At 49.6% G+C, this 26,008-nt stretch carries 27 protein-coding genes and 2 tRNA genes; 7 read left to right on the plus strand and 22 right to left on the minus strand.

The genetic code is table 11. The annotated features are described in order from the left end of the window. Positions 1 to 31 precede the first annotated feature (31 nt). From HYW15_03455 to HYW15_03500, 10 genes are all read right to left on the minus strand, one after another. On the minus strand, positions 32 to 2,800 hold the full coding sequence (locus HYW15_03455; GenBank protein ID QQG42533.1) for a vitamin B12-dependent ribonucleotide reductase: 2,769 nt from the start codon (positions 2,798 to 2,800) through the stop codon (positions 32 to 34). A gap of 63 nt (positions 2,801 to 2,863) precedes the next feature. Continuing rightward, complete coding sequence (locus tag HYW15_03460; GenBank protein ID QQG42534.1) at positions 2,864 to 3,682, minus strand: NUDIX domain-containing protein; 819 nt, start codon at positions 3,680 to 3,682, stop codon at positions 2,864 to 2,866. A 3-nt stretch (positions 3,683 to 3,685) separates the two neighbouring features. Further along, a complete protein-coding gene (gene gyrA / locus HYW15_03465; GenBank protein QQG42535.1) occupies positions 3,686 to 6,169 on the minus strand; it encodes a DNA gyrase subunit A in 2,484 nt (827 codons plus the stop codon). Between the two features lie 362 nt (positions 6,170 to 6,531). Beyond that, on the minus strand, positions 6,532 to 6,960 hold the full coding sequence (locus HYW15_03470) for a hypothetical protein (protein QQG42536.1): 429 nt from the start codon (positions 6,958 to 6,960) through the stop codon (positions 6,532 to 6,534). Next, positions 6,957 to 7,499, minus strand: a complete 543-nt coding sequence (locus HYW15_03475) for a type II secretion system protein (protein QQG42537.1) — start codon at positions 7,497 to 7,499, stop codon at positions 6,957 to 6,959. Before HYW15_03475 ends, HYW15_03470 begins: the two co-directional genes overlap by 4 nt. Then, entirely contained in the window at positions 7,496 to 7,984 is a 489-nt protein-coding gene (locus tag HYW15_03480; GenBank protein QQG42538.1) for a type II secretion system protein, read from the minus strand. The genes HYW15_03475 and HYW15_03480 overlap by 4 nt, the downstream gene beginning before the upstream one ends. After that, the gene (locus HYW15_03485; GenBank protein QQG42539.1) at positions 7,985 to 8,575 is read right to left on the minus strand and encodes a prepilin-type N-terminal cleavage/methylation domain-containing protein; all 591 of its coding nucleotides are present in this window, start codon (positions 8,573 to 8,575) and stop codon (positions 7,985 to 7,987) included. A gap of 7 nt (positions 8,576 to 8,582) precedes the next feature. Continuing rightward, complete coding sequence (locus HYW15_03490) at positions 8,583 to 9,383, minus strand: prepilin peptidase (GenBank protein QQG42540.1); 801 nt, start codon at positions 9,381 to 9,383, stop codon at positions 8,583 to 8,585. Between the two features lie 9 nt (positions 9,384 to 9,392). Further along, a complete protein-coding gene (locus tag HYW15_03495) occupies positions 9,393 to 9,884 on the minus strand; it encodes a prepilin-type N-terminal cleavage/methylation domain-containing protein (protein ID QQG42982.1) in 492 nt (163 codons plus the stop codon). Between the two features lie 111 nt (positions 9,885 to 9,995). Then, entirely contained in the window at positions 9,996 to 11,216 is a 1,221-nt protein-coding gene (locus tag HYW15_03500) for a type II secretion system F family protein (GenBank protein QQG42541.1), read from the minus strand. Between the two features lie 56 nt (positions 11,217 to 11,272). Between HYW15_03500 and HYW15_03505 the strand changes: the two genes are divergently transcribed. Continuing rightward, entirely contained in the window at positions 11,273 to 11,734 is a 462-nt protein-coding gene (locus tag HYW15_03505; GenBank protein ID QQG42542.1) for a hypothetical protein, read from the plus strand. Positions 11,735 to 11,756: 22 nt separating this feature from the next. On the opposite strand, the gene HYW15_03510 is transcribed toward HYW15_03505, so the two are convergent. Genes HYW15_03510 through HYW15_03525 form a run of 4 tightly spaced genes read right to left on the minus strand, consistent with a single transcriptional unit; the run spans position 11,757 to position 15,432 of the window. Continuing rightward, positions 11,757 to 12,830 carry a PilT/PilU family type 4a pilus ATPase gene (locus HYW15_03510; GenBank protein QQG42543.1) on the minus strand — a complete coding sequence of 358 codons (1,074 nt, stop codon included), beginning with the start codon at positions 12,828 to 12,830 and terminating at the stop codon, positions 11,757 to 11,759. Between the two features lie 12 nt (positions 12,831 to 12,842). After that, on the minus strand, positions 12,843 to 13,271 hold the full coding sequence (locus HYW15_03515) for a response regulator (GenBank protein QQG42983.1): 429 nt from the start codon (positions 13,269 to 13,271) through the stop codon (positions 12,843 to 12,845). Continuing rightward, positions 13,268 to 13,714: a type II secretion system protein gene (locus HYW15_03520; GenBank protein ID QQG42544.1), complete on the minus strand. Its 447-nt coding sequence runs from the start codon at positions 13,712 to 13,714 to the stop codon at positions 13,268 to 13,270. The genes HYW15_03515 and HYW15_03520 overlap by 4 nt, the downstream gene beginning before the upstream one ends. Positions 13,715 to 13,719: 5 nt before the next feature. Next, on the minus strand, positions 13,720 to 15,432 hold the full coding sequence (locus HYW15_03525; GenBank protein QQG42545.1) for a type II/IV secretion system protein: 1,713 nt from the start codon (positions 15,430 to 15,432) through the stop codon (positions 13,720 to 13,722). An 84-nt stretch (positions 15,433 to 15,516) separates the two neighbouring features. Here HYW15_03525 and HYW15_03530 point away from each other — a divergent pair, with 84 nt between their 5' ends. Further along, positions 15,517 to 15,771 (plus strand): hypothetical protein, encoded by a 255-nt coding sequence (locus tag HYW15_03530; protein ID QQG42546.1) that lies wholly within the window; start codon positions 15,517 to 15,519, stop codon positions 15,769 to 15,771. A gap of 146 nt (positions 15,772 to 15,917) precedes the next feature. Here the strand turns inward: HYW15_03530 and HYW15_03535 are convergent, their stop codons facing one another. From HYW15_03535 to pilM, 4 genes are read right to left on the minus strand one after another with little or no spacing between them, the layout of a single operon-like run. Continuing rightward, on the minus strand, positions 15,918 to 16,196 hold the full coding sequence (locus HYW15_03535) for a hypothetical protein (protein QQG42547.1): 279 nt from the start codon (positions 16,194 to 16,196) through the stop codon (positions 15,918 to 15,920). 2 nt (positions 16,197 to 16,198) lie between these two features. Further along, entirely contained in the window at positions 16,199 to 16,756 is a 558-nt protein-coding gene (locus tag HYW15_03540) for a hypothetical protein (protein ID QQG42548.1), read from the minus strand. Next, positions 16,753 to 17,283 carry a hypothetical protein gene (locus tag HYW15_03545; GenBank protein ID QQG42549.1) on the minus strand — a complete coding sequence of 177 codons (531 nt, stop codon included), beginning with the start codon at positions 17,281 to 17,283 and terminating at the stop codon, positions 16,753 to 16,755. Before HYW15_03545 ends, HYW15_03540 begins: the two co-directional genes overlap by 4 nt. A gap of 3 nt (positions 17,284 to 17,286) precedes the next feature. Continuing rightward, positions 17,287 to 18,405: a type IV pilus assembly protein PilM gene (gene pilM / locus HYW15_03550; GenBank protein QQG42550.1), complete on the minus strand. Its 1,119-nt coding sequence runs from the start codon at positions 18,403 to 18,405 to the stop codon at positions 17,287 to 17,289. 37 nt (positions 18,406 to 18,442) lie between these two features. Here pilM and HYW15_03555 point away from each other — a divergent pair, with 37 nt between their 5' ends. Beyond that, the gene (locus HYW15_03555) at positions 18,443 to 19,204 is read left to right on the plus strand and encodes a ComF family protein (GenBank protein ID QQG42551.1); all 762 of its coding nucleotides are present in this window, start codon (positions 18,443 to 18,445) and stop codon (positions 19,202 to 19,204) included. Positions 19,205 to 19,293: 89 nt separating this feature from the next. Here the strand turns inward: HYW15_03555 and HYW15_03560 are convergent, their stop codons facing one another. After that, positions 19,294 to 19,587 (minus strand): hypothetical protein, encoded by a 294-nt coding sequence (locus HYW15_03560; protein ID QQG42552.1) that lies wholly within the window; start codon positions 19,585 to 19,587, stop codon positions 19,294 to 19,296. Between the two features lies 1 nt (position 19,588). Further along, entirely contained in the window at positions 19,589 to 19,897 is a 309-nt protein-coding gene (locus tag HYW15_03565; protein QQG42553.1) for a hypothetical protein, read from the minus strand. Between the two features lie 196 nt (positions 19,898 to 20,093). Here HYW15_03565 and HYW15_03570 point away from each other — a divergent pair, with 196 nt between their 5' ends. Next, the gene (locus tag HYW15_03570; protein QQG42554.1) at positions 20,094 to 21,083 is read left to right on the plus strand and encodes an ABC transporter substrate-binding protein; all 990 of its coding nucleotides are present in this window, start codon (positions 20,094 to 20,096) and stop codon (positions 21,081 to 21,083) included. 117 nt (positions 21,084 to 21,200) lie between these two features. Here the strand turns inward: HYW15_03570 and HYW15_03575 are convergent. Continuing rightward, a tRNA-Ser gene (locus HYW15_03575) sits at positions 21,201 to 21,288 on the minus strand. 50 nt (positions 21,289 to 21,338) lie between these two features. Between HYW15_03575 and HYW15_03580 the strand changes: the two genes are divergently transcribed. The 3 genes from HYW15_03580 (at position 21,339) to recG (ending at position 24,424) form a co-directional block, all read left to right on the plus strand. Beyond that, positions 21,339 to 21,824 (plus strand): hypothetical protein, encoded by a 486-nt coding sequence (locus tag HYW15_03580; GenBank protein ID QQG42555.1) that lies wholly within the window; start codon positions 21,339 to 21,341, stop codon positions 21,822 to 21,824. Between the two features lie 8 nt (positions 21,825 to 21,832). Next, a tRNA-Arg gene (locus HYW15_03585) sits at positions 21,833 to 21,904 on the plus strand. A 402-nt stretch (positions 21,905 to 22,306) separates the two neighbouring features. Further along, positions 22,307 to 24,424, plus strand: coding sequence for an ATP-dependent DNA helicase RecG (gene recG, locus HYW15_03590; protein ID QQG42556.1), 2,118 nt, complete (start codon positions 22,307 to 22,309; stop codon positions 24,422 to 24,424). A 2-nt stretch (positions 24,425 to 24,426) separates the two neighbouring features. On the opposite strand, the gene HYW15_03595 is transcribed toward recG, so the two are convergent. Further along, positions 24,427 to 25,956, minus strand: a complete 1,530-nt coding sequence (locus HYW15_03595; protein ID QQG42557.1) for a glycosyltransferase family 2 protein — start codon at positions 25,954 to 25,956, stop codon at positions 24,427 to 24,429. Between the last annotated feature and the right edge of the window lie 52 nt (positions 25,957 to 26,008).

Below are 26,008 nucleotides of genomic sequence, written 5' to 3' on the forward strand. Positions count from 1 at the left end.
TGTCAAGCATAAAAAATCCGGATGTATGCCGCTATGAACAGCTCCCCAGATTCTCTCCGCAGGAGGGGCAGGTGTAGCAGCTTCCTGTGCGAATCATAATCGCGCCGCATCTGCAGGCAGGCGCGTCCTGATAGGCGAAAATTTTTGCGCGGTCGTCCGCGGACGCCAAAACCGGCGCGGAGAGCTTTAGCTGTTCTTTGAGCTTAATCGGCTCCGCGACAACCGCTTCCGCTTCTTTGGAGTGCGGATAGATGCCGAAGGCCGCCTGGTCTTCGGGCGAGAGGAAATTAATCGCCAAAAACTTGCCGATGTAATCCAGAATTGATTTAGTAACCGGAATATCCGGGTTTTCGGTGTAACCGGCCGGCTCAAAACGCGAATGGACGAATTTTCTGATGATGGTTTCCACCGGCACGCCCGACTGCAAAGCAACCGACATCAAAACCCCGATGGCATCCAGCAGACCGGAGATGGTTGAACCTTCTTTGGCGACCCTTATAAAAACCTCGCCTAATTTCCCGTCTTCATAGAGCCCGCAGTGGATGTATCCTTCGTGCCCGGCGATAGAAAATTTATGGCGGATGGATTTTACGTTTGACGGCAATTTTTTTCTTTCCGCCTTCGTCCCGCCAAGCGGGACTTCGGCGGACAAGTCCACTTGTTTAGTGCGAGAAGTGTTCAGGGGCTGCGCTCCTTTGGATTTGTCGCGGTAAATCGCGATTGCCTTAAGTCCCATTTTCCAAGCGTCAATGTAAGTGTTCATAATATCCTCAACCGTCGCCGACTCGGGGAGATTCACCGTTTTTGAAATCGCTCCGGAAATAAATGGTTGGGCGGCGGCCATCATGCGGATGTGGCCGGAATAATGTATCGCGCGCTTGCCGCCGGGCGCGTTCACGGCGCAATCAAAAACAGCGACGTCTTTTTCTTTAAGATGCGGCGCGCCTTCAATTCCGTCATGCGCCAGGATATAATCCATTATTTCTTTAACCTCTTTTTCTTTGTAACCCAGATTTTTGAGCGCCGGCTCAACGGAAGTGTTTACGATTTTCAAAAATCCTCCGCCGACCATTTTTTTGTAAGCAACAAGCGAAAACGCCGGCTCAATGCCCGTGGTTGTCGCGTCCATCATGAAAGAAATCGTGCCGGTGGGAGCAAGGACGCTCACCTGGGAATTGCGCACGCCGAAAGTCCGGCCGTGCTCCAGCGCCTCCGCCCATGAGCTTTGGGCGGATTCCCAAACGCCCGCCGGCAAGTGCTTTTTGCTTATTTTTTTTGCCTCTTCGCCGTGCATGCGGATTACTCCCAGCATCGGCTCTCTGTTTTTTTCGTAGCCGGAGAACGGCCCCACGGCTTCGGCGACGCGCGCGGAAACATTGTAGGCCCCGCCAGTCATCATTGAGGTTATGGCTGCCGTCCAAGCCCGCGCCGTGTCGGAATCATAAGGAAGGCCCATCTGCATCAAAAGCGCGCCGAGGTTCGTGTAGCCCAATCCGAGCTCGCGGTAGGCGCGGGCGTTTTGTTCAATTTTGGGAGTCGGGTAGGAAGAGTTGTCCACGACGATGTCCTGCGCCGTGATAAAGATGCCGACTGCTTTTTTGAAAGATTGGTGGTTAAATTCACTATTTTTAAAGAAAGAAAGCAAATTCAGCGAAGCCAAGTTACAAGCCGAATCGTCCAGGTGCATATATTCCGAGCAGGGGTTGGAGCCGTTGATGCGGCCGGCGTTGGACGCGGTGTGCCATTTATTTATTGTGGTATCAAACTGCATGCCCGGGTCGGCGCAATGCCAGGCCGCCTCGGCGATGAGCTTCATCAAATCACGCGCGCGCACGCGCTCCGCCACGCCTTTTTCTTTTACGAAATTCAGGTTCCAGTCCTTGTCTTCCAGAACCGCGTTCATAAAATCGTCCGTAGCGCGGACGGAGTTGTTGGCGTTTTGGAAAAAAATATTCGTATAGACGTCGCCGTCAATGTCGTCATTGTAGCCCATGGCGATGAGCGCTTTGGCTTTTTCTTCTTCTTTCCATTTGGAAACAATGAAAGTTTTGACGTCCGGGTGGTCAGCGTTTAAAATAACCATCTTGGCGGCGCGGCGTGTTTTGCCGCCGGAGCGGATCGTGCCGGCAATCGCGTCCGCCCCTTTCATAAAGGACACCGGGCCGGAGGACTTGCCGCGGTTGGAGATGTTTTCTTTGGAAGAGCGCAAGGGAGAGATATTGACGCCCGAGCCGGAACCGCCCGCGAAAATGAACATTTCTGTCCGATACCACTCTGCAATGGACTCCTTGTCGTCCGTAATGGACAAAATGAAGCAAGCGGAGCATTGAGGGCGCTTTTCTACGCCGACATTGAACCAAACCGGCGAATTAAAAGAGGCGTATTGGTTGACCAATAGCCATTTAAGTTCCTCGTTGAAAATCTGCGCGTCCTTATCGGATGCGAAATAACCATCTTTCCTGCCCCAGTCCGTCATCGTATCGGCCACGCGGTCTATAAGCTGTTTTACGGACCACTCCCTGCCGGGTTTGCCAACGTGCCCTTTAAAATATTTCTCGGCAACAATGTCAGTCGCCGTCTGCGACCAGAATTTCGGGACTTCAACATCGCGCTGTTCAAAAATAACCTCGCCTTTGGATGAGGCGATGCGCGCGACGCGTTTTTCCCACTCTATTTCATCGTAGGGATGGACGCCTTCCTTAGTAAAATATCTCTCCAGCTTTAATTTTTTGACGCCGCGGCCAAAAAATGTTCCTGATTCCACTCCGTCTTTAAAAATTACATCTTTGGCGCCGCTCATCTGCTTATTTTATACTTATTATTATCATAATAAAAACGGCGGCTGTGGATAACTAAAAATTTTTTATAATTCCATAGCAACCAGCCCGTATTTTTTTATTTTTTCTTTGTAGTCGGAAAAACCAGACCACATTTTTATTAAATCTTTTTCCGAAAATGCTTCCGGATTGATTTCCCACGGCTTATATTTTTTCAAAAGAGTTTTGATGGTTTTAAAAACTTTAATTTTCTTCACTTTTCTCTCAATTTTCTCTTTTCCGCATACTAAAACGAGTTTGTCGCCGGTTTTTATTGTTCTAAATCTTTTTGAAGCCGCTCTTGTCTCAATTTTCTTCTTGCCGTTCTTGATCGCCAAAAAAATATCTTTATTTATTGCCCTAAACCGCAAAATAATTTTTTTATTTTCCATATATTCACCAATTCTCTGAAAATTGTTTTTGTTCACCTGAAAAATATTCCGATATACGTCGTTTCGTCGCAACAGAAGTTGTTGATGGCAAATTATGAACATCAAAAAACCGCTTTCTTTAATTTCAAGATTCCATTTCTTTCCTTTGTCTTCCCATTCCTTTTCCTCCGCAACTAAAATAGTTACGGCATCATGCTTTCCTTCTTGAGTATTTAAATATGTGCCGAGTATTCTCTCAAATTTTTTTATTTCTATATTTGCTTCCTCTCTAACTTCTCTCTGCGCTGCACCCTCCGCATTTTTGACTTTTTTAATTCCGCCGCCCGGCAACACCCACAAATTTCCATATCTATGTTTGACAAGAAAAATAGATTCGCCTTTTTTTATAATTACGCGAACGCCGAAAGTTTTAATTTTGAAAGTGCGCCAATACCATTTTCTTAAAGTGTGCAATAAGTCAAATATTTTTTGCATGTTCTAAAGCAATGTCACCGAGGCCACCGCGTCTCCGGCGTTCACTTTCATTATTCTCACACCTTGAGTGGCGCGGGAAAGCGAAGGAATCTGCGACAAGGGCGCGCGGATGACCTGCCCCTTTTTGGAAATCGCGATAATTTCCTGCTGGTCGTCTTTCACAACCTGCACCGAAACCAAGGGGCCGGTCTTTGATGTGACTTTGCATGTTTTGACTCCCGAGCCGCCGCGTTTTTGGAGGCGATATTGGGTTATGTTTGTTTTTTTGCCGTAGCCCAGCTGGGAAACAGACAAAATCTCAAGTTTTTTGGCGCCTTGAAGCAGAATATCCATCCCGACTATCTCGTCGTTCTTTTTAAGGCGCATTCCGCGGATGCCCCGGGCGGTTCTGCCCATCGGACGGATGTCTTTTTCTTTGAAACGGACGGCTTGGCCGAGCTTTGAGGAGAGCACAACCTCCTCTCCGGGCATTACAACTCTGGCGAAGCGCAGAGTGTCGTTTTTTTGGAGGTTAATCGCGCGGATTCCGGAATGACGCACGTCTTCAAAATCTTTTGAATTAACTTTTTTCGTTACTCCTTTTTGCGTTGAGAGCATCACGTAGCTCGCCTGGCCCTGCCTGCCGGCAGGCAGGCCTTTTTTTGTTTTCGGAACCGGCAAAACGGAAGTAACTTTCTCGTCTGCAGACAAAGAAAGGAAGTTGGCAATCGCTTTTCCTTTGGATTGGCGCGCGCCCTCCGGGATTTCGTACATTTTGGTTTGGTAAACCTTTCCGAGATTAGTGAAAAATAAAAGATCGTCATGAGTGTTTCCGGCGACAAATTCGTAAGCGACATCTTCTTCTTTGGTTGTGACGCCGATTACTCCTTTTCCGCCTCTCCGCTGGAGGCGGTATTCGTCCGGCTTGATTCTTTTTACGTAGCCCCCTTGCGTTAAAATTAAAATCGTTTCCTCCTCCGGGACCAAATCCTCGGCGGAGATAATTTTCGCCGCCCCGGCGACGATTTTTGTTTTTCTCTCATCCCCGTATTTTTTCTTGATTTCGGAAAGCTCCGTTTTTATGACTTCGTCAATTTTTTTGGAATCCGCCAAAAGCGCTTTTAATTCTTTTATCAGTTTTTGCTTTTCTTTGAGCTCGTCTTCAATTTTTTGCCGTTCCAAGCCAGCCAGGGTCTGCAGGCGCATTTCCAAAATCGCCGCGGCCTGCTTGTCAGACAAATCAAATTTCTTGACCAAATTTTTGTGCGCTTCCTCTTTATCGTCCGAACTTTTGATTGTCTTGATTACGGCGTCAATGTGGTCCAGCGCTTTTTTGAGGCCAAAAAGAATATGCTCTCTATCCTCCGCGCGCGCGAGGTCAAAGCGGGTTCTTCGCCCAACTATCACCCTCCTGTGCTTTATAAATTCCTCCAAAATGCTTTTGAGTGAAAGAGTTTTTGGCTGCAGCCCGCCTTCCACCAAAGCGATCATATTAAAATGGAAAGCGCGCTCCAAATCCGTGTGCTTGTAGAGATTATTTAAAACTTTCTGCGGGTATGAATCGCGCTTGAGGTCAATGGCGACGCGGAGCCCCTCTTTGTCGGATTCGTCCCTTATGTCGCGGATGCCTTCCAGTTTTTTTTCGTGCACCAAGTCGGCCATCTTCACAATGAGCTCAGACTTGTTCACCATGTAAGGAATGGAAGTGATGATTATCTGCCACTCGCCGTTTTTTCTTTCTACGATTTCCGCGTCCCCGCGGTTTATGACGCCTCCGCGGCCTGTCACGTATGCCTGCAAAATTTCTTTTTTGTTGAAAATAATCCCTCCCGTCGGAAAATCCGGGCCTTTCACGAACTCCGTGAGGTCTTCAACCGTCGCTTTGGGATAATTCATCAGATGAAGCACGGCATCCACAACTTCCATGATGTTGTGCGGCGGGATATTCGTCGCCATGCCCACGGCAATGCCGACGCCTCCGTTTAAAAGAAGCTGGGGAACCGCGGCGGGCAGGACTTTCGGCTCCCATTTTGAGCCGTCGTAATTCGGCAGAAAATCAACCGTTTCTTTTTCAATGTCGCGGAGCATCTCGGAGGCGATCGCCGACATTCGCGCCTCGGTATAGCGCATTGCCGCCGCGGAATCGCCGTCTATTGAGCCGAAGTTGCCCTGGCCTTCAACCAAGGGGTAGCGCAATGAAAAGTCCTGCGCCATTCGGACCAGAGAATCATAGACGGCGGTGTCGCCGTGCGGGTGATATTTGCCCAAAACCTCGCCGACCACGTTGGCTGACTTTTTGGTTTTGGCTGAATGCGTGAGCCCCATCTCGTGCATGGCAAAAAGAATCCGGCGATGCACCGGCTTTAATCCGTCGCGGACATCAGGCAAAGCCCGCGCCACGATGACGGACATGGCGTAGTCCAAATAGGACTCCTGCATCTCGCTTACTATCTCCCTTGGCGAAACCGTCCCTATCGCCTGTAATTTTTCAGGTTCCTTTTGAGCCATTTTATTGACTTAATTCTAGCATAAAATCGCCCTGATTCCTAGTGGAAAAGTTGTCCCCAAAACTTGACAAAAACCACCCCTTTTGCTAGGATACAAAAGGAAAATAAAACAAAGAGAGGAGAGTCAAATGGCGGAAACTTCACATATCGGCGAACTGCGCGCCAAGGCCAAATTCGTTACGCCCGACGGCAAAGAAATCTGCGTGGTGTGCCACGAAGAAACCGACGTGGACTTCGCGACGCCAGTTGACCAGCGCCAGCATTATGTTAGGGGATGCGGCCAACACTGCGAAAAGTGCTGCCAAGAGCACCATCTGTGCGGACAGGGCGACCTAGCTCCTTAGCTAGGTTCTTTTTTTTATTTTAATATTTTACTTCCAATCCTCTTTGCACGGTGCGCGGGGATGACGCGCCGCAAGCGACATTTTCGCCCAAAGAAGTTATGATTGTTTCCGACCCGGCTTTCTGCACCCGCATGTGCGCGCAGGAATCGTTGGAAAAATTGAGGTCAAAAACCGAAAGCGCTGACCCCCCGACCGTGACGGTGTTTCCGGCGCAACTTATTGAGTTCGAAGTGGAAGTTGAAAACGCCTGCCGTTTGATGTCCCAATAAAGCGCGCATTCCACTCCGGAGTCGGCGGCATAAAGCGCAACCAGAGATTCTTTGGCGGTCCCAGCAATGCCCAGCTCCCCGAAAATTATGGTAAAGATGCCCAAGCCCAAAGCCAAAGCGATTGTGGAGATGAATACCGCTAAAAGCAAAGTGACTCCTTTTTTAGAAACGGGGCTCATATTCCGATTTTTCGCTGGCTTACGGTTGTTTGTAAATTAAACTCCGAAGCGGACCGGCCGCTCCCAGCGACGCCCTTGATTACAATGGTAATCCGTGGCTGGAGATTATCCGCCGCCGGAGAACCCAAAACGTAGAACGCAAGCGTGCTTATGGTGACATCCGGCGATGTCATTGCGCCGGAAAGAACCCCGCCGGCGAATTTTTCAATCTCGCCGCCGGAGAGCCGGTAGCTGATGTTCTCGCCCACCGCGTTTTTATAAGTCAAAGCCGGACCTCCGGCGGCGCAGTCCTTGGGTGTTGGAACCGGCGGGAGGTCGTTTGAGTCCGCGCCGCAGTAAAAAGCGTCTCCGGTGCGGATGTCTTTAGCCATTGTCTCCAGCGCGAAGCGCAGGTTGTCGTAGGCGGAACTTAAGGAAAATGTTTTTTTTTGCGCATCGGTCAAAGAAAGAAGCGAGCTTGTTGAAAGCAAAGCCGCGACGGCGAAGACGCCCAACGCCACAATCATCTCCAATAGCGTAAATCCTTTTTTATCAATCATTGCCAGTTGAGCATGTACTCTTCTAATTCAAATGATTGCTGGCCGAACCTTTCTTCCCAGGAAACTTTTGATTTTATTTTAACTTCGTCCGTGCCTATGGTTTCTAAAGTAATTTTTCTTATAAAAATCGTTGGCGTGCCGGCGCCGTAACTATAAAGGCCGGAAGCTGAAGCCAGATTAAGCGCCGGGCAGGAAGCGCCGCAGGAATCTATCTCCGAAGTTACGGCGTCTATTTTGCAGCTATTCGGAGTAAGGCAGGCGTTCATGCCAAAAAGCCAATTCCGGCCTCCCAAAACATTGCTTGAGCGGTAATTGCGGATAAGCTCAATCCCCTCCTGCGCCAAGCTGGCCGCCAAAAGGCCGTTCTTCGCCTGCGAAAAAGATTTTATGCTTGTTGAGGCAAGCGTCAGCGGGCCGACCACGGCGATTATTAAAATCGCTACTGCGACGGTGGTTTCTAAGAGCGAAAAACCCGGCTTTTTCATTTATTCAATTGATATCTGCCCGGTAGACCTTACCACGACCTTTTTTGAAACAGTCCCGTCGGCGGAATCCAAGCGCACCTCGGCGTAATTATAATCCGCGCCGATGCCTGTTATGAAAATTGCCGGCCCCGGGCGGACGTATAAGATTGAAAGCTCCGTCAAATCGCACCCGGAAGAGCATATGCCCGCGTCAAACCCGCGGAGCCATCCTATGCTTGCCTTGCTTTCAATAAGTATGCTCCCAACCGTTTCCTCCACCGGAGCGGAGTCGTAATATTTCGTGCAATTCGCGTCGCCGTAAATAAAATAATGGGTTTTATCGGCCATAGAAAAAAAGAGACCGTATCCCGGGAATTTGACGGGCGGATTTTGACAATAGGGGTCATCGTTGAAAGACGAGTTAAATTCCCGCACCGCGAGCGCGTAGGACTGGGCTTTGCGCAAAGAAAGCGCGAGCTTGCTTGCCTCATGATCAACCGCGATTTGCCTCTGAAATCTCGGGAAATTCGCCAACATCAAAGAAGAAATAAGCCCCATAACTCCCAAAACGACGACTACTTCAATAAGAGTAAAGCCGGAAAATCGCTTCATTAGAAAATTATATCATAATATCGTAAAAAGCGCGGAAAAAATCCGGGAAAAGCCAAACGGCGAATACGGCGCCCGCCAAAAAGGGCGCGAAAGGAATCTCGCTTTTAAGCCCAAACTGTTTAACGCCGAAAGGCAATCCGATTGCCAAGCCACTTGGCAATCGGATTGCCAAGAGAAGAACGGCCCCGAAAAGCCCCCCAAGCCAAAAAGACAAAAAGAGCATGCCAAGATTTAACGGCCAACCCAAAAAGAGAGAGACCCAAAAAGCGGCGTCGGCGTCTCCCCTGCCCATCCAGCGCCCGCCGGAAGCGCGCCACAAAAGATAAAAAAGGAGCGCTATCAAAAAAGAGGAAGCGGCATCTTTTGTGAAATCGCCCCGGCTTACAAATTCAACCGCCGAGAACGCCGCGAAGGCGTAAAGAAAATGCGAATCTATTATTTTATTTTTAAAATCGTAGGCGGCCAGTAAAAATAGCAAAGAGAAAGCGGCAAAGTAAAACAACCATGAAGTTAGAAGTTGGAAGTTAGAAGTTGGAAGCTTAGAATAAATCAAGACCCCAATTATTCCACTGCTAATCTCCACTATCGGGTACTGCCATGATATTTTGCTCCCGCAGTAAGAACATCTTCCGCGCAAAGAAACAAAACTCAAAACAGGGACATTCTGCCACCATGCCAATTTTTTCCCGCAAGAAAAACACCGGGAGCCGTTTTTCACGATTGACTCGCCGGTGTTTTTTCTCAATAAAACTACATTAAAGAAGCTCCCCAGAATCAGGCCGAAAATAAAAACGAAGAGTTTCTCCACGCTTTCATTTTACGGCTTTACGTCGTAGCAAAGCGCCCCCGTGTCAGCCGCGTTGCACTTACCGCTGTCCGCTCCGGAGAAATCAGCTGCGCTCCCGGTGCAGGCGGTGCCCGCCGAGGCATCAGCGTCTGAATTTTTAGCAGGGTTGGTGCTTTCCTCCAAAGAAGTTCCCAAGTGATACGAAGTGCAGGAGCTGCCGCTGCCCAAAGCAGAATAGCTGTAAGCAGTGCTGCCAACCGGGTCAGTCGGAATCTGGGCAATGCATGCCCCTCCGCCGCAGCCGGTCGTGAGCCCGGACAAAGCAGTCGGGTAGTTGCCGGTGTTGCCGTCAAAATAAAGTTCAAGCGCGACTTGAAGCTGTTTGACGTCCGCTAGGCGCCTGGCGTCGCGCGACTTTTTGCGCGCCGAGTTTAAGGAAGCCAAAACAACCGAGGCCAATATACCGATAATGGCGATGACCACTAAAAGTTCAATGAGCGTAAACCCAAACCCGCCGGCCATGCCCTTTACCCCGTCCTTTTTCATAGATCTAAACATAAACAAGTAAATAATACTGCTAAATTAAGAGAATCGACCTCTCAAGGTTAATTATAGCAAAAATAAAGCCGGACGCTAGAAAGCTGTGGATATGTTATAAATGGGCACCAGGACCGCCGCGACCAATATTCCCACTCCCAAGCCCAAGGCCACAATCAAAACCGGCTCAATCAAGCTCACCAAGTTGTCTATAAAGTTATCCACATCTCTTCTGTAAAATCCGGCGACACTTTTTAAAATATAATCCAGCTTGCCCGTCTCCTCGCCTATCCTTATCATCTGCGAAAGGAGCGGCGGGATGTCCTCGTATTTTGAAAATGACTCGGAGATCATATTGCCGCTTTTCACAGATTCCATTGAATCCAGAAGTATTTTCCTGTAGATTTCGTTGCCGACTACTTCGGAGGTAATCTCAAGCGCCCGGACGACCGTGATGCCTCCGGAAAGCAGAGTGTGGAGATTGTCCGATATGCGGGAGAGGTAGATTTTTTTATAAAGCCCGCCGATGAGCGGCGCGGCTATGACCAGGCGCGAAAAATAAATTTTGCCATTTTCGGTCTTGGCGTATCTGGCGAGAAAAACGCCGAGCGCCGCCAAAAGCAAAATCAAAATGATTCCGAAATTGCGCAGGAGGTCGGAAAACCCGATGATGATGCGCGTGTATATCGGTATCTTCTGGCCCGATTCCACAAGAATGTTCGCCAAATTGGGGACGACGAAAATAAGCATCATCGCCATAACGGCGATGAAAGCCGAGAGCACGAATGCCGGATAAATCAGGGCGTTTCTGGCTTTTCTGGCAAGCTCATAAGAGCGCTCAAGGTAGTCCGCCAGAAAACGGAAGATTTCTTCCAATTTTCCCGACTCTTCGCCTGACCGGACCATCGCCACGTAAAATTTTGAAAACACCTCCGGCCGGCGCGACATCGCCTGCGACATCGGCATGCCTCCCTGAATGTCGTCCAAAAGGTCGGAGATGTTTTTCCGGAGCGCGCGGCTTTCGGTTTCTCCGATAATGATTTTTAAGGACTCAACCACCGGCACTTTCGCTTCAAAAAGCGTGGAGAGCTGGCGGGTTAAAATCACCACGTCTTCCATCGGGATTCTTTCAAAAACGCCGAGCCACTCGGCGATTTTGCCGACTCCCATGCCCGCGGCGCCTTCAATCGGCTCAATTGAAAGCACTAAAAAATTTCTCTGCTGAAGGGAAGACACGGCCAAGTCCACGCTCGCCGCCTCAATCACGCCCTCCGTCGCCCCGCCTTCCCCCGTCCTTGCTTTATACCGGAATTGCATATTGACTTTATTTTAACATATATGCTAGGATGCATCTAGAAAAGGAGGGTCTTATAATGGAAACAATTACTATTGTTCTTTTGAGCGCCTTCGCTTACTTGGTAATCGGCTGCCGATTCGCCAAGTTTAACCAAGCACTGTGGAACGCGAAGATTTCCGGCTCTGGTTTTAATCCGAATGTGAACTTCTTTGGAGAAAAAACACACAAAATCTGTGAGAACCTGATGTTTATCTCGCTCTTCCCGGTGACAACATTCTTTGCCGCGATAAATCAGCTTGGCGCGAGCCCGCTCTCATTTTGGCGCCGCCATATGTGCGATAAGAAATACGATCGCGACCTCACTTTTGTAACGATTTTTTGGCCGGCAAAGCTTGTGTTGAACACGGCAACGATTACTATCTTGCTCGCCGTTATCGTACCAGCTATGTTTGTTGTCAGCATCATCTATTCCTCGCTTACAATTTTCTCGGAAAAACCGATCGCCGAAGAAAAACCGAGAGAGGCCACTGCCAAGTAGGCCTTTTTTATTTTTACAAAAATTACTTCCCCGCCAAGATTCTTAATTCCTGCGGATTGAGAGAAAACAGCAAAGCGTTTTCCATTGTTATCTCGCCCCTGCGCACAAGCTCAATCAAAGAGCGGTTGAAACTGACCATTCCGGCCTCGGCGTTGGTCTCTATCACCAAATCAATCTCATGCACTTTATTTTCGCGGATGAGGTTGCGGACGGCGGCGTTGGAAATCAAAAGCTCGTAAGCAGGTATCAGCCCGCCCGAGACGCGCAGAATCAGCCGCTGGGAAAAGATGCCAATGAGAGTGCTCGCAAGCTGCGTCCGAATCTGCCCCTGCTGGTCTCCGGGGAAAGTGTCTATGATGCGGTCAATTGTCTGGGCGGCGTTGTTTGTATGAAGCGACGAGAGCACCAAGTGCCCCGTCTCGGCCGCCGTCACGGCGGCCGACATCGTCTCCGGATCGCGCATCTCGCCTATCATGGCGACGTTTACGTCCTCGCGGAACATTGAGCGCAGCGCCGTGTGGAAATCCTTCGTGTCCAGCCCGACCTCCCTTTGGTCAATGATTGACCTGTCCGGGGTAAAAATATATTCAATCGGGTCTTCAATAGTGATGATGTGCTCGGTGCGGGTGTGGTTAATCATATCAACCAAAGCCGCCAAGGTCGTGGATTTGCCGTGCCCGGTCGGCCCCACCACCAGGAAAAACCCCTGTTCTTTTTTGGAAAACTCCGCCAAAACCGGCGGGATATTCAGCTCTTCCAGAGTTTTTATTTTATACGGGACTATTCTCAAGGCGGCGCCTATAAAACCCTTTTGGAAATAAGAATTCACCCGGAAGCGGATTTTGTCTTTGTAAGAATAAGAAAAATCCTTTTCCTTGCTCCGCAAAAATTCCTGGAAGTTTTCTTTGTCCATCATCGCCGCAACCAGCCCTTCCGTGTCGGCAGACGTAAGAATCGGCCTCTTGGCAAGCGGGACGAGTTGTCCTGAAATCCGGAGCACCGGGTGCCTGCCCACGGCAAGATGCAGGTCGGATGCACCCTCTTCCGCCACCTGCGTTATCAATTCCTCCAAAAGTTTATTGTATTCGGTCGCCATTTTAAAGCTTATTTAAATATGGAAATCACCGGACGCGCCGGATGCCGGCCCGCCGGATGCCTGCGTCTTACTGCCCAAAAGCCCCCTCACTTTCGCCACAACCTCCGACGGCGTGAAATGCGCTTTTACTATGTAATCGGTCGCGCCAAGCTTAAGCCCCCGTTCAACGTCCTCCTTTTGCCCAAGATTCGTCAAAATCACAATGACGGCGTTCGGCGCGAGATTGTCTTTTTTGAGCGCGCGCAGCACGTCAAACCCGTCCATTTTTGGCATAACGATATCCAAAAGTATCACGTCCGGTTCTGCGCTTTTGGATTTAGCGAGCGCCTCCTCGCCGTTTTTCGCAATATCAACCGCGAAGCCGGACTCCTTGAACTTGATGGCGTACATGTCCAAAAGGAAAGCGTCGTCGTCAACTATCAAAACCTTTGTCGGGTTCATGGGTTTACCGTCTGCCATCCGGGATTCTTGCCCCTGATGGAATTAGTTTCTAAAAAATACCGGATGGTGTAAGAAATGCCGTCCGCGGATTGGTAGCAGTATAAAAACGAGTTTGCCCCGCCGCAGCTCCCAGAGCCGGTGTATTTTGGGTCCAATGGCATAGTTTTTATCGCCCCTTCCGAAAGAAGCAAAGACGAAAGGCAATCATTGCTGCCGTCTATCGCGGTTTCCTGCTGGCAGACGGGATAAACGTTTTTTTGGTTTATGTAAAGATTAAGCGCGCTTTGTACGGATTTAATATCCTCCTCGCGCCGGGCATCTCTCCCCTTGGCGGCGGAGGGAGAAAACAAAACCATGGCGATAGCCGCCATCAGCCCGATAATCCCCAGAACCACCAAAAGCTCTATTATGGTAAACCCCCGTTTTTTAAGCGCTATCCCCATATCTTCTATATTACTTCCAACAGCTCTTCCAGTCCAATCTTGCCTTCCAGCACCCTCAAAATGCCGTCTTGACGCAAAGTTGTCATCCCTTGCTTCCGGGCCTCTTCTTCTATTTTCGGCTCCGGAGCTTTTTCAAGGATAAGCGCCTCCAGTTCCTTGGTTGCTCCTAAGACCTCAAAAATGGCGATGCGCCCTTTTGAGCCCTTGGGGCAGGTTCCGGAAATCTTCGGCCGGTAAATCGCTTTCGGCAGTTTGATTTTTTTCTTTACGCCGTCGGGCATCGCTTCAATCTCTTTTAAAATGACTTCTTTCGTCTTGCCTTCCAGCGGCACCTCTTCTTTGGAATCTTCGCAAAGCGTCCGCACCAGCCGCTGGCCTATGGCCATAATCAAAGTCGGGGCGATGAGATACGGGTCCACCCCCATGTCTATGAGCCGGGGAATAACCCCGACCGCGGTGTTGGTATGCAAGGTCGCTAAAACCAGATGCCCGGTAAGGGCGGCGTGTATGGCAAGCTGGGCGGTTTCTTTGTCGCGTATCTCGCCTACCATTATAACATCCGGGTCCTGGCGGAGAATATGCCGAAGGCCCTCCGCAAAATCGTAGCCGATTTCCGGCCGGACCTGCGATTGGTTTATGCCCTGGATGGCGTATTCAACAGGGTCTTCCAAACTGACCGTGTTCCAGCGGTCTTCGTTTAAGGATTTAAGCATCGCGTAAAGCGTGGTTGATTTTCCGGAACCGGTGGGGCCGGTGAGCAAAATCAGGCCGTAGGGCTCGGAGAGGGCGTTTTTGACTTTTTTGTAATCGTCTTCGGAAAAGCCGAGGTCGTCCAGGGTCTTAATCCCGGTCTCGGGGTCCAAGATGCGGATGGCGACTTTCTCGCCGAAATAAGTCGGGAAAGTGGAAACCCTGAAATCAATTTCGCGGTTTTCAATTCTCGCGCTGAAGCGGCCGTCCTGGGGCTTTCGCTTTTCGTCCAGCTGCATATTGGTGAGGATTTTTACGCGCGAGACAATAGAGTCATGCACTTTCATCGGCAAAAAAAGACTGGTATATAGAATGCCGTCCACGCGGAAGCGAACGCGGAGCTTATCCCTGCCCGGCTCAATGTGGACGTCGGAGGCCCGGCCCTCGGTCGCGTGCCGCAAAATCACCGCCACCATTTTTGTGATGGGGGCTTCTTCAACGAACGAGGTTTCCGCGCGCTCAAGCGCTTTCGGCAAAGTCGGCTCCTCGGAAAGCGCCACCTCAAGCTCGCCCAAAACTTTCGTCACCTCGCCGGAGATGCCTTTGTACTCTTCAAGCACGCCAGCCAGGTCGCGGCGCGAGATGAGGAAAATTTTAAACGGCTGGTTGAGCCGGGCCGCGATAAATTTAAGCGCTTCTCTGGCCTCAATGTTGTCTGGGTCAATCATGCCGATGGAAATCATCCCGTTTTCCTGCCCCACCGGCGCGAACTGGTAATGCCGGGCGGATTCCTCCGGAATATTTTTTAAAAGGTCAAAAGGAATTTTTTTGCCTGCCAAGGACAGCACCGGGATGCCCAGCGCCTCGCCTTTGGCGTTTAAAATTTTCTGCTCGTCCAATCCGCGCTCCAAGAGCTCCTCTTCAATGGAGATGTTTTTGCTCCGCGCCATTTTTTTTACTTCGGTCGCCTCCTGGAGCGTAACGTCTCCGGAAGCCGCCAAAACGTCTAAAATTCCCTTCGCCGCCATGGAACTATTTTAGCATATTGACAAAATCAAGCCATTTGCTAAGAATAAGGCAGACAAAATAAACGAAAGAAAAGGAGAGCGGATATGGGACTTACTGAACTTGCGGCAAAACATTGGGAAGGTATGCAAACCGCGGATAGAAAAAAGCTTCTGCGAGAACTGGAGTTGACCGCTCACGATCTTGACGGCTACACCGTCGCCGAGGCTTCCGAGACCGCTGACTTCAATTCGTTGCCACTTATTGTCCGCGGTTGCCTTATCACGGCAGTAACTCTTGACGGGTTTTCCGTAGAGGAGCGCTTATCCCGAGTTGAAAAAATGCGAAAATCGCGAGATTAATCCGTACGGGTTCGCCCGGCGGTTTTTATTTACTAAAATTATGGAGCGATCGTTTTATAATTTTAGTGAACCGCACTATTTACCAACTTAGACGTCAGACGTCTAAATGAGGGCGAGTCCACCCTCATTTTTTTATTTTTAGTTTTTTATCTCCTCCCCGGAGCAAAGGGGTTGGTCTTGCCTTTTGAAACGCCTTCCAAAGATGTCTTTGGGGCGGCTTCCAATTCCAGAAATTGCGCGTCGTTGAAAAATGCCGTGTCTATTTTTATGTTTTTGAGCCGCCGCACCAGCTCCAACGCCGGCCCTTCCGTCTCGCCCCCCTGGCTTATGGCGACTTCCCCGCCGCCGGATGACAGCAGCCACCAAACCGCTCCCGCGATTAAAATTAAAACCGCTGCTCCGGTTATTATATTTTTATTCAGCATTGTCATCTTTGGTAATACGATTTGGCTTTTAAGGTGAATTCAAAAAGGTTTGAACTGCCGCCGGCGAAAGATATGTCGGTTATGTCCGCCACGCGCAGATTTTTCTCCAGCGCCGCCAAAAAGGACCTGAAGGATTCGTAGGACGCGGAAAGGGTGAAGCTGTAAGAAATAACGTTGGCGGCGGCTTCTTCCTTGACCGCTATCCTCGCCGGCCCCGCTGTCTGCGGGGCGGTTGCCTGGGAATCTTTTATGAAATCAATTCTCCTTAAGCGCACTCCCCTGTCTCTGGCTATTCTTTCCAGCGCCACCAAAATATTTCCGCTGTCGGGCTTAGGCGGAAGCAAGTCGTAAAGCCGTTCTACTTTGCTCCGCGGAATGGAATTGTAGGCATCTAAAAGCTCGTCCCTCAACCCTTCCAATTCGTGAAGGCGCGCGAGGGTGTCTTCAATCGCGCCGATTTCGGCGCGCAGCCCCGAAACGTCGCTCCAGATCGGGCGCGCCGCCCAAAAAATCAAACCCACGGCGGCCGCCAGAAAAATTATTGTAAGAGCGGCTTTCATTTTTTTAAAGCAATATTTAAAGTAAAGCCGACCGCTCCGGTTTCTCTAAGCGAAAGATTCCCAAAAGTGGCGCTGGCAACGTTCGGCAGCGCCTCAAAAGCGCTGGACTGGGCGGAAACGTCGGCGTAGCTCGCCGCTTCCCCGGTCAAAGTAACAGTGTTTTTTTCGGCCGAGTAGCCGAAAGTGGCGAAACTTGCCGAGGGAATCGTATTGGCTTCTATCATGTCAAAGGTCGCCGAGGTTTTTTGGTGGCCACGCAAAATCACCCGCGCTGCGGAGATAGAGTTGGAAACCCTTTCCAGCTCCGCTATCAAAGATGGTTCAAAAGCGACCTCCAGTTTTTGCAAAACCGATTTCTGGCGCGCAATATTGTTTACCAGATAGTTTCTGTAAAGATAAAGCCCGCCGGTCAGAAAAGCCGAGGCCATAAAAAGTATGAAAGCAATCCGCAAAAAAACTCCCAAACCGCCCGGGGCATAAATCTGGCTTTGCGGCAATTTTTTTGGTATTAAAGATTCTTCCGCCATTTTTTAAAACTCCCTTAAGGCGAGGCCCACGGCGCTCGCGAAGGCCGCGCCAACTTCTTTTAACGCCGGCTCCAAAAATGCCGGATAAACAACTTTTGAAAAGGGGTTCGCGACTAAAACTTCCACCCCGAATTTTTTTACAAACACATCCCCCACCCCCTTAAGCATTGCTCCTCCGCCCCCCAAAACCACTTTGGACACCGCCCGGCCGCCGCGCCTTTTCCAATCCAGCAAAAACCTTTCGCCCTCGGAAGCCCAAAGCTCAACTAAGGGCTCAATCACCGAGGCCACGCCTTCCGTCTCCGGCCGGCGGATTACTCCGCTTTCCCTTTTTAAAATCTCCGCTCTCTCCCAATCCACCCCCAAGGACTGCGAAAGCGCCAAGGTAAGCTCCTGCGAGCCGCGGTCAAAGCTGTGCGAAGCCCTTACCACTCCGCCGTCGGCGATTGTCATCTTCACCGAAGAAGCGCCTATATCCATCAAAAGCACCGCCCCGAAATCGCGCTTTAAAGCCGCGCGGGCGAAAGAAAACACTTCTATCTCAAAGGCGACCGCGGCGAATCCTGCGCCGTCAAAAATGCCTTTGTATTTCAAAATCGTTTCTTTGGGCACGGCAGCCAAAAGCACTTTGTGGAATTTTCTTTTTCCGGAGCCGATTGAAGTTTCGGAGGCCTCTCTGCTCTCCGGCGGCAAAATCCACCAATCCATTATCACTTCGCTTACAGGTATGGGAATATATTTCCGCGCTTCGTACGGCACGGCTTCTTTCATATTTTCCTCGCTCATCTCCGGCAAATCCATTGAGGTGAGAAAGCTGTCTTTTAAAGGAATGGAAACAATGGCCGCCTTGGCGCTCACTTGTGACTCCCGCGCGATGTCTTTGAGCGCCTCGGTAAGCTTGGTGTCAATAAGCCGAACCGACCGGCTGACGTTGCCGTCGCCGTATTTAGCAAGCGACAGCTCTCCATAGGTCTCCAGAATCGCGCGTTCACGCTCCTTCCGAAGCTGAACGAGCTTAATGGAAGACGTTCCGATATCTACGCCCAAGAACCGGCTTTCACGCTTAAAAAGCTGGGATGGGTTTTTTAGGCCAAACTTTTCCAATAGCGACGCGAAATCCATTGCTCATAATTCTAGCATCTGATTTAATAATACCACAATGAACGGCTTCCGTGAAAGGATTATCCACACATCCCGCCTCATCGGCGGGCGGGTTTTAGACCTCTTTTTCCCCCAAAAATGCGTTTCCTGCTCCAAGCCCGGCGAGACATTGTGCGCCGCCTGCCGCAGCGCGCTCTTCAGGCCCGGCGGGCAGTGCTTAGTATGCGGGTTCAGGAATAACGACGGAAAAATTTGCCGCGAGCACCGCCTGGGGAAGTTAAAGATTCTTTGGGCCGGGAGATACGACGGCGCGCTCAAAGACGCGGTCTGGAATTTAAAATATAAAAACAGAAAAGCGCTGGCGGAGCCGCTTGCCAAGATGCTTTTTCAAAAATTCTCCGAGATGTTTCCGACTGCCTTGCCAAGTCAAGGCGGGGATTTCAAAAACGAAAATTTTATAATCGTCCCTGTCCCGCTCCACAAAAACAAATTGCGCCGGCGGGGATTCAACCAAGCCGAGCTTTTGGCCCGCGGGTTTTCAAAACTTTCCAATATCCAACTCCTAACCGGCTCACTTCTAAAAATAAAAGAAACCCCCGCGCAGGTGGATGTCCAAAACAGAGAAACGAGATTAAAAAATCTGGATGGGGCGTTTTCGGCAGATTCTGAAAAACTTACGGCTTACGGCGTAGGGCATAAAGCAATTATTTTAATTGACGACGTTTCAACCACCGGCGCGACTCTAATCCATGCTTCAGCCGCGCTTCAGCGCGCAGGCGCCCAAAAAATAATCGGGCTTGTTGCTGCGCACGGGGGGTAGTGATCCCGCACAGCGGGACTACTACCCCCCACGGATAAAAAAGAGGCGGCCGTTCTTAACGGACGCCCCAAAAACAACTTGCTTTAGAGTTAGAGGACTTCAGAAATCTGGTCTCGTTCGACCCAAACATGTTTGCCGTCGTGTAAATAATCCACATCCGTTACTTCGACGTCGGTCTCGAGGTCAACCGTGGCTTTTGCTCCAAAATGCAGCGGTGGCTTAAGGCCAGTAATACGCCCCTCGCATGAGATCAGCCCGAAAATAAATTTGACTCTCTGGCCAATCTTTAGAGGAATGCAATACTTCTCATGTTTCTTTATCAACTTGCTGTCTTTGGAGCTTTCCCCACATATCTCACAATAGAAAACATAAAACTTTTTCATTCTATTCTCCTTTCCAGCGCTTCCACAATTCTCGTGCTTGTTTTCTTGACTCGCGGTCGATGGCTTCCGGGTCGCCGCCCGCCGCCCGAATCAAGCGGTTGATATCTTCGTCGGTGTACAGCTTAAATATAATTTCATCCGCCACGGCTTCCGGAAGTTCTGCCGGCTTGACGTCCTTGCCATACTTGCAGTTTAGGCCAGTCCTGCATGGACCTACGGAGCGGACCTCTGTCTTTCCGGACACCTCGCCTCTTTCTGGTGTCGCCACATAATAATGTTTGACACCGTCGCATAGTTCATAGTGTTCCATTCTTGGACCAATCGTACCCGATGTATGAGACATGCCGTATTTCTTCCAAGTTACGTCCATATCAACCTCCTGTTTGAGAAAAATATAACCCAAAGCCATGCTAGCACATAGCTCCGGGTTTAACAAGATGCAGGTTTTGCGTAACCATCATCGGGCTTGTTGCTGCGCACGGAGGATAGCGGTAAAATGAAGGCATATGTGGAAAAAACTGTTAGTCCCGGCTTTAATCGTAATCGTGGCGGCGGGCTTAATAATATGGCTGGCGGGGCCAAGCCAAAAACAGCCCAAAAACTACAGGATAGGAATTATAAAACCCTCCCCCTCTCTTGAGCCGGCCGTAAAAGGATTTAAATCCGAGATGGCAAAATTGGGGTATAAAGAAGGTGTGAATTTGGAATACGTCGCGGCAGAGGCGGCGCAGGACAAAGCGGCCACCGAAGAGCGCCTCAAAGCATTAATTGAGTCCCCGGTGGATTTAATAGTCGTAACCGGCGTGCGCGAAACGCGCTCAATCAGGGAAGCCACGGAAAAATTTTCTCCGTCGCTCCCCGTCGTGTTCGGAGTGGTTTCCGATCCGGTTGGCAGCGGCGTCGTTAAAGCCATCCAAAGCTCCGGCAACAATCTAACGGGGGTCACCCCGGCCAATGAGATATTGGTCGCCAAGCGGGCAAAGCTGGTTTTAGGCCTTGTGCCGTCAGCCAAGCGCCTGGTTATGGCCTGGAATAATCCGAACACCAGCGGAATAGAAAATCTTCGCGCGCAAATAAAAGAGCTCGGGGTGGAACTTTTTGACAAAAAAGTCAACGACGCGAAAGAATTAGATAATTTTTTGGCGACGTTCAGGCCGCGGCCGGGCGATATTTATATAAGAGCGACGGACACCGTAAGCGCGGACAGGGTCAAAGAAATTGTTGAATGGGGGCTGAAAAATAAAGTGCCGGTTTCCGGCACCAACATCGGAGACGCGGAGCGCGGCGCCTTTATGAGCTACGGGGCGGATTATGAATCAATCGGCTTTCAGGTGGCGCGGCTGGCTGACAGAATTTTCAAAGGCGCCAAGCCGTCCGAATTGCCCATTGAGCCGCCGGGCAAAGTTGAATTGATAGTAAACTCCCAAACCGCCGAAAAGCTGGGCATCACAATCCCCCAATCCGCCGCAATCGGAGTGAATAAGTTCATTAAGTAAAATCCTCCGCTGTTACCTCAAAATAACCTTCAGTAATTCAGGAAATTCCTCTTCTTTTTTGAATTTTTCATAATCCGGTTCCCATTTATTTTTTTAGTACCCATAATTTTTGAATTTCGGAAGCGGGAGGATTCGAACCTCCGAGGGGCTTTTGGCCCCTAACGCATTAGCAGTGCGCTGCTTTAGACCGCTCAGCCACGCTTCCATAACTTCTGTAATTTAGCACAAAAATATATATTTTGCTATAATAACTCTATGGATCCGAAAGAAGACCAAATCGGCAAGATATTCATAAGCTGGGAGGCGCACGAATATTTCCACCACGAAAAAGGCAACGACTGGTATTGGTGGACAGGGCTTGCGGCGCTGGTTTTGCTGGGGCTCGCGATTTACCAGAGCTCTTTCCTTTTCGGCGTTTTGGTTTTGGTGGGCTGGTTTACAATCGTGCTCTACGCCGTCCGCCCGCCGCGCACGCTGAAGTTCTCGCTCGCCGAGCGTGGGGTCTTGGTGGAGAAAACCCTCTACCCATGGCAGACGCTGAAGTCCTTTTGGATTTTTTACAACCCGCCGCTGCACAAGGATTTGTCTTTGGAATCAAAAAAAATGTTCGTTCCGTTCATCAAAATCCCTTTGGGCAAAATGGAGCCCCAAAAAGTCCGCGAGATTGTAATAAAATTCCTCCCCGAGGTTGAGCAGGAAGAATCGCTGATTGACAATCTCTCCCATTTGGCTAGGTTTTAATCGTGTTTGTCCCCATAGCTCAACGGATAGAGTGTGGGTTTGCGGAACCCAAGATCGAGGTTCGATTCCTCGTGGGGACGTAAAAACATAAAAAAGCCACGTATGTGGCCTTGATATCGGGCTGGTTTTTCATTTTGCAAGAGTAATTTTAAACCCGATGGAGTCGAGTGAGTATGGCGAACTGAACGGATCCACAACTTTTCTCACGCCCGGGGAAATAATTTTTCTGATGCCACGGAGATTCGCTTTCTCCAGCTTTCTCCGTCCGGCACCAGGACGATACCGATAACTCTACCTTTTTCGTCTTTCAAAATCTCGTGCTTTATCTGCATAAGCTCTCCTCCCTTGGATTTAAACAATCTAGAAATAAACTAGCAAATCCATTAAACTTGTCAACCCATAAGGTTACTAAGGTATTTTGACGATCGTTTAGTTACCTTAGTAACTAGTAATAAAGCGTGAAATAATTTAAACTTTGCAATATGGATTTGGCCACTCCTCTTGAGCAAATTTTTAAGCAACTGACGCCGAGGCAGAAAGCGGCGCTGAAAAACTTGGGGTTAAAAACGGTTCGCGATCTTTTGTACCATTTCCCCTACCGCTATGAAAATCCGGCGGATTTAAAAAAAATCGGCGAAGTTTTTGAGGGCGAAAAAGTGCGCATTTGGGGGCGCGTTAAAAAAATTGACTACGAAAAAACCTGGAAGAAAAAACTGAACATCGCCTACGCCACGGTTGAAGACCCGACCGGGCGGATTAGGATTGTCTGGTTCCGCCAGCCCTACATCGCTAAAATGCTCCCGGAGGGGGCTTGCGCCATTTTTTCCGGAAAAGTAGCGATGCGCGGGCAGGAAAAATATATCGCCAACCCGCTTTATGATATCGTCCCCTGTAGCGTGATACCGGCTTTTTCACGCGAGGATGCCGCAAAACTCCAGCCACTTTACCCCGCCACGGCGGGACTTTCCTCCCTTTGGATATCCAAGGCGATTTCAAGAATACTGCCCAAAATTGATGTCACCGAATTTTTGCCCAGAGAAATTGTCGGGAAATACCATCTGCCGGAATTAAATACCGCGCTCCGCTGGGCGCATTTCCCAAAAACTGAAGACCACGCCTCGGCCGCGAAAAAACGCTTCGCGTTTGAAGAAGTTTTTTTGATGCAGCTCCTCCGAATGTCGCAAAAAGAGGAAATCAAAAAGGCCTCGGGCATAAAACTCACGGATATTGACTCTCTAAAAGACGAATTTATTAAACTATTGCCTTTCGGGCTGACCGGCGCGCAAAAAAAAGCGGTTGAAGAAGTTTTAAAGGACTTAAAATCCGGCCATCCCATGAACCGGCTTTTGGAAGGCGATGTGGGAAGCGGCAAAACAGCCGTCGCCGGCTGCGCCGCCTACATCATCGCTAAAAATGGCATGCAGGCGACTTATATGGCGCCGACGGAAATTTTGGCGAGGCAGCATTTTGAAACCTTTTATAAATTGCTCACGGGCATGGGAACAAAAATCGGGCTTTTGACTTCATCCATCTCCGAAAAATTCCCTTCAAAAATAAATCTGAAGCTCTCCACGCACGTCTCCAAAAGCCAGCTTTTAAAATGGGTTCGCGAGGGCGAGATCCAAATTTTAATCGGCACGCATTCGCTCATTGAAAAAAGCGTCGTGTTTAAAAAGCTGGGGCTCGCGATGGTTGACGAACAGCACCGGTTCGGCGTCATGCAGCGCTCGCGGCTTTTTAAAAAGTCTTCTTTAGCCCCTCATTTTTTGACTATGACCGCGACCCCGATCCCCAGAACGCTGGCTCTTACAATCTACGCTGATTTGGATGTTTCTTTAATTGATGAAATGCCCGCAGACAGAAAGCCGATTGAGACAAAAATTGTCCCGCCAAAAGAAAGAAATTTGGCGTATGAGTTTATAAGAAGCAAACTTGCCGAAGGCGGCCAGGCGTTTGTGATTTGCCCAAGAATTGAACCAAAAGACCCAAGCAAAGAAGGATGGATTAAAGCAGAGATGAAATCCGTTAAAGAAGAATATAAAAAACTGAAAGAAAAAATCTTTCCGGAGCTTGAAATCGGAATCATGCACGGTAAGCTCACTCCCAAAGAAAAAGAGGGAACCATGCGAAAGTTCCGTGAAGGAAAAATTAAAATCTTGGTTTCCACTTCCGTGGTTGAGGTCGGAGTAGACGTTCCCAACGCGACAATAATGCTCATTGAGGGCGCGGAGAGGTTCGGCCTTGCCCAGCTTCACCAATTTCGCGGAAGAGTGGGGAGAGGCGAAAAAAAATCTTACTGCTTTATTTTGGCCGGGAGTTATTCGGCCAATATTTTCAGGCGCTTAAAAGCGCTCACAACCGCCAAAACCGGGTTTGAACTCGCCGAATACGATCTGGAATTCCGCGGTGCCGGCGAGCTTGCGGGACATCGCCAATGGGGCATCTCCGACATTGGGATGGAGGCCTTGCGGAATTTAAAAATGGTGGAAGCCGCCCGCACAGAAGCCCGCGCGATTATTGAAGAAAGGGCTTTAGAAAAATATCCGCTTTTACAGGAAAAAATAAGGCGGCTCCAGACAGAACCGCTGCATTTTGAATAAAATTATTTCCTGTGTTTCGGGGTTATCCAAAAACCCATATATTTGCCGAGCATGAGGCGGGTCTGGGCGTCTAATGCGGGAATCGCGCCGAAGGCGATGATGGTAAACGGCACCAAAATCCATTGTAAAACCATGCTCATCGTCCGCAATTTTCCATAATGCGGCGGGCGCGGAGGCAGAAGCTGCATTGAAATTATCGCTGAAGTAACCAGCCCCACCATCGCGAAAGTCATAATCGTGCGGGTGATTGTCGGCAGATTGTACGCCAAAACCAAAGTGTTAAATTCCCTTCCCCCCAAAAACACCGGGAGCCATCCTAAAGCAAAAAGCAAAAGCGCGTTCGTGGACCAGGACCAGTATCCCTCAACCATATTAAAAATATAATATGCCTTGGTACGGAAAGGGATTTTTTTATTCTTCAAAAATCCGAAGGCGACGTAAGGGAAATTCTCCACACCCCACGCCCAGCGCCTTTGCTGGCGGTAAACGTTTTTTACGGTGCGCCAAAAAGTCGGCGCCAAATTCGCGTCCATAGAAACCGGGTAAGAAAGCGGGATGGATTCGTATCGGCCGTCATAGAAAAGAAGTGAATTCCAGAAAATCCGCGAATCCTCGGATACGATATTTGTCTGCCAAAAATCCAAATCGACAAGCGTTTTAAAGCTCATGGAGTGCGATGAAAAGGTGACCATGCGCTCCGGCCGTTCCTGCTGCATCATCTGCCAGAAAGTGCCAGATGTCGCGACAACCCGAGAGAGCGCCGGCGCGGCCCAGATGTTATTGTTGAAAACCGGCACTGGCTGATAGGAGGCCTGTACCGGATTTTTTGCGGCAAGAAAATGCCAGGCGAGACACTCAAAATACTGCGGATAAATCTGCGTGTCTATGTCAAAGGAAGATACAATTATGTTTTCGTAAGGGATTTTTCGCGGGTCTATAAAAATCCTTTTTGCTTCCCTGGCCGCCCAGGTTTCATTCCCCCCTTTGCCCGGTATCTCGCCCTCCAGGCCCGCGGAATGCATTGTTGAGAAAATATTGGGCAGCGAGCTGCCGAATTCAGCCAAAATTTTCTCCGCCACTTCCCTGCCGTGCCCGCCGTACCGCTCCTCGTAAGAGAGCGCGATTATCATCCTCTCCTTTGGCCAGGCACTTTTCAAAATCGCCTCAACGGAGCTTTTTACCACTTCGCGGGATTCGTTGGCCATCGGGAAAACAACCAAGTGCCAGACATGTTCCGCGCGTAAGCGGCGCAATCTTTCCGCCCAGTCAGTCCCGAGGTGCATTTTCATCCTCCCGGCGTTTGCCCGCAGATGCAGCGACAAAAAAACGGTTTTCACAAGCCAGTAAAGGTCAAAAATAATTATAAAAAAGGCGGCATAGACCGGAATAAAATAAGAAGCCAAAAACATTCCCGAAAGCGTCCCCCACGCTAAAGCCCCCGGAAAGATTTCCAGCGCGCGGTAAATCAGCCGGTCCCTTCCCGCGAGTTCCGGCGAGAACGCTATTTTCAGATAAGATTTTTTATTTTCCATTATGAAATTAAGAATATCAAAAAACAACAAAATAAAAAGCCCGACTTGCGCC

Source organism: Candidatus Giovannonibacteria bacterium (assembly GCA_016432405.1).
In the GTDB taxonomy this organism is placed as follows: domain Bacteria; phylum Patescibacteriota; class Minisyncoccia; order UBA11713; family 2-01-FULL-45-33; genus MFHE01.

Bases quoted from the DNA above. Each gene is read 5' to 3' on its own strand.
- gyrA (QQG42535.1), bottom strand. From the start codon at position 6,169: ATGGCTCAAAAGGAACCTGAAAAATTACAGGCGATAGGGACGGTTTCG.
- HYW15_03570 (QQG42554.1), top strand. From the start codon at position 20,094: ATGTGGAAAAAACTGTTAGTCCCGGCTTTAATCGTAATCGTGGCGGCG.
- HYW15_03500 (QQG42541.1), bottom strand. From the start codon at position 11,216: ATGCAATTCCGGTATAAAGCAAGGACGGGGGAAGGCGGGGCGACGGAG.
- HYW15_03475 (QQG42537.1), bottom strand. From the start codon at position 7,499: ATGATTGATAAAAAAGGATTTACGCTATTGGAGATGATTGTGGCGTTG.
- recG (QQG42556.1), top strand. From the start codon at position 22,307: ATGGATTTGGCCACTCCTCTTGAGCAAATTTTTAAGCAACTGACGCCG.
- HYW15_03455 (QQG42533.1), bottom strand. From the start codon at position 2,800: ATGAGCGGCGCCAAAGATGTAATTTTTAAAGACGGAGTGGAATCAGGA.
- HYW15_03505 (QQG42542.1), top strand. From the start codon at position 11,273: ATGGAAACAATTACTATTGTTCTTTTGAGCGCCTTCGCTTACTTGGTA.
- HYW15_03525 (QQG42545.1), bottom strand. From the start codon at position 15,432: ATGGCGGCGAAGGGAATTTTAGACGTTTTGGCGGCTTCCGGAGACGTT.
- HYW15_03560 (QQG42552.1), bottom strand. From the start codon at position 19,587: ATGAAAAAGTTTTATGTTTTCTATTGTGAGATATGTGGGGAAAGCTCC.
- HYW15_03485 (QQG42539.1), bottom strand. From the start codon at position 8,575: ATGAAGCGATTTTCCGGCTTTACTCTTATTGAAGTAGTCGTCGTTTTG.
- pilM (QQG42550.1), bottom strand. From the start codon at position 18,405: ATGGATTTCGCGTCGCTATTGGAAAAGTTTGGCCTAAAAAACCCATCC.
- HYW15_03515 (QQG42983.1), bottom strand. From the start codon at position 13,271: ATGAACCCGACAAAGGTTTTGATAGTTGACGACGACGCTTTCCTTTTG.
- HYW15_03460 (QQG42534.1), bottom strand. From the start codon at position 3,682: ATGCAAAAAATATTTGACTTATTGCACACTTTAAGAAAATGGTATTGG.
- HYW15_03520 (QQG42544.1), bottom strand. From the start codon at position 13,714: ATGGGGATAGCGCTTAAAAAACGGGGGTTTACCATAATAGAGCTTTTG.
- HYW15_03535 (QQG42547.1), bottom strand. From the start codon at position 16,196: ATGCTGAATAAAAATATAATAACCGGAGCAGCGGTTTTAATTTTAATC.
- HYW15_03470 (QQG42536.1), bottom strand. From the start codon at position 6,960: ATGAGCCCCGTTTCTAAAAAAGGAGTCACTTTGCTTTTAGCGGTATTC.
- HYW15_03545 (QQG42549.1), bottom strand. From the start codon at position 17,283: ATGGCGGAAGAATCTTTAATACCAAAAAAATTGCCGCAAAGCCAGATT.
- HYW15_03565 (QQG42553.1), bottom strand. From the start codon at position 19,897: ATGGAACACTATGAACTATGCGACGGTGTCAAACATTATTATGTGGCG.
- HYW15_03580 (QQG42555.1), top strand. From the start codon at position 21,339: ATGGATCCGAAAGAAGACCAAATCGGCAAGATATTCATAAGCTGGGAG.
- HYW15_03555 (QQG42551.1), top strand. From the start codon at position 18,443: ATGAACGGCTTCCGTGAAAGGATTATCCACACATCCCGCCTCATCGGC.
- HYW15_03480 (QQG42538.1), bottom strand. From the start codon at position 7,984: ATGAAAAAGCCGGGTTTTTCGCTCTTAGAAACCACCGTCGCAGTAGCG.
- HYW15_03540 (QQG42548.1), bottom strand. From the start codon at position 16,756: ATGAAAGCCGCTCTTACAATAATTTTTCTGGCGGCCGCCGTGGGTTTG.
- HYW15_03595 (QQG42557.1), bottom strand. From the start codon at position 25,956: ATGGAAAATAAAAAATCTTATCTGAAAATAGCGTTCTCGCCGGAACTC.
- HYW15_03495 (QQG42982.1), bottom strand. From the start codon at position 9,884: ATGGCCGGCGGGTTTGGGTTTACGCTCATTGAACTTTTAGTGGTCATC.
- HYW15_03510 (QQG42543.1), bottom strand. From the start codon at position 12,830: ATGGCGACCGAATACAATAAACTTTTGGAGGAATTGATAACGCAGGTG.
- HYW15_03530 (QQG42546.1), top strand. From the start codon at position 15,517: ATGGGACTTACTGAACTTGCGGCAAAACATTGGGAAGGTATGCAAACC.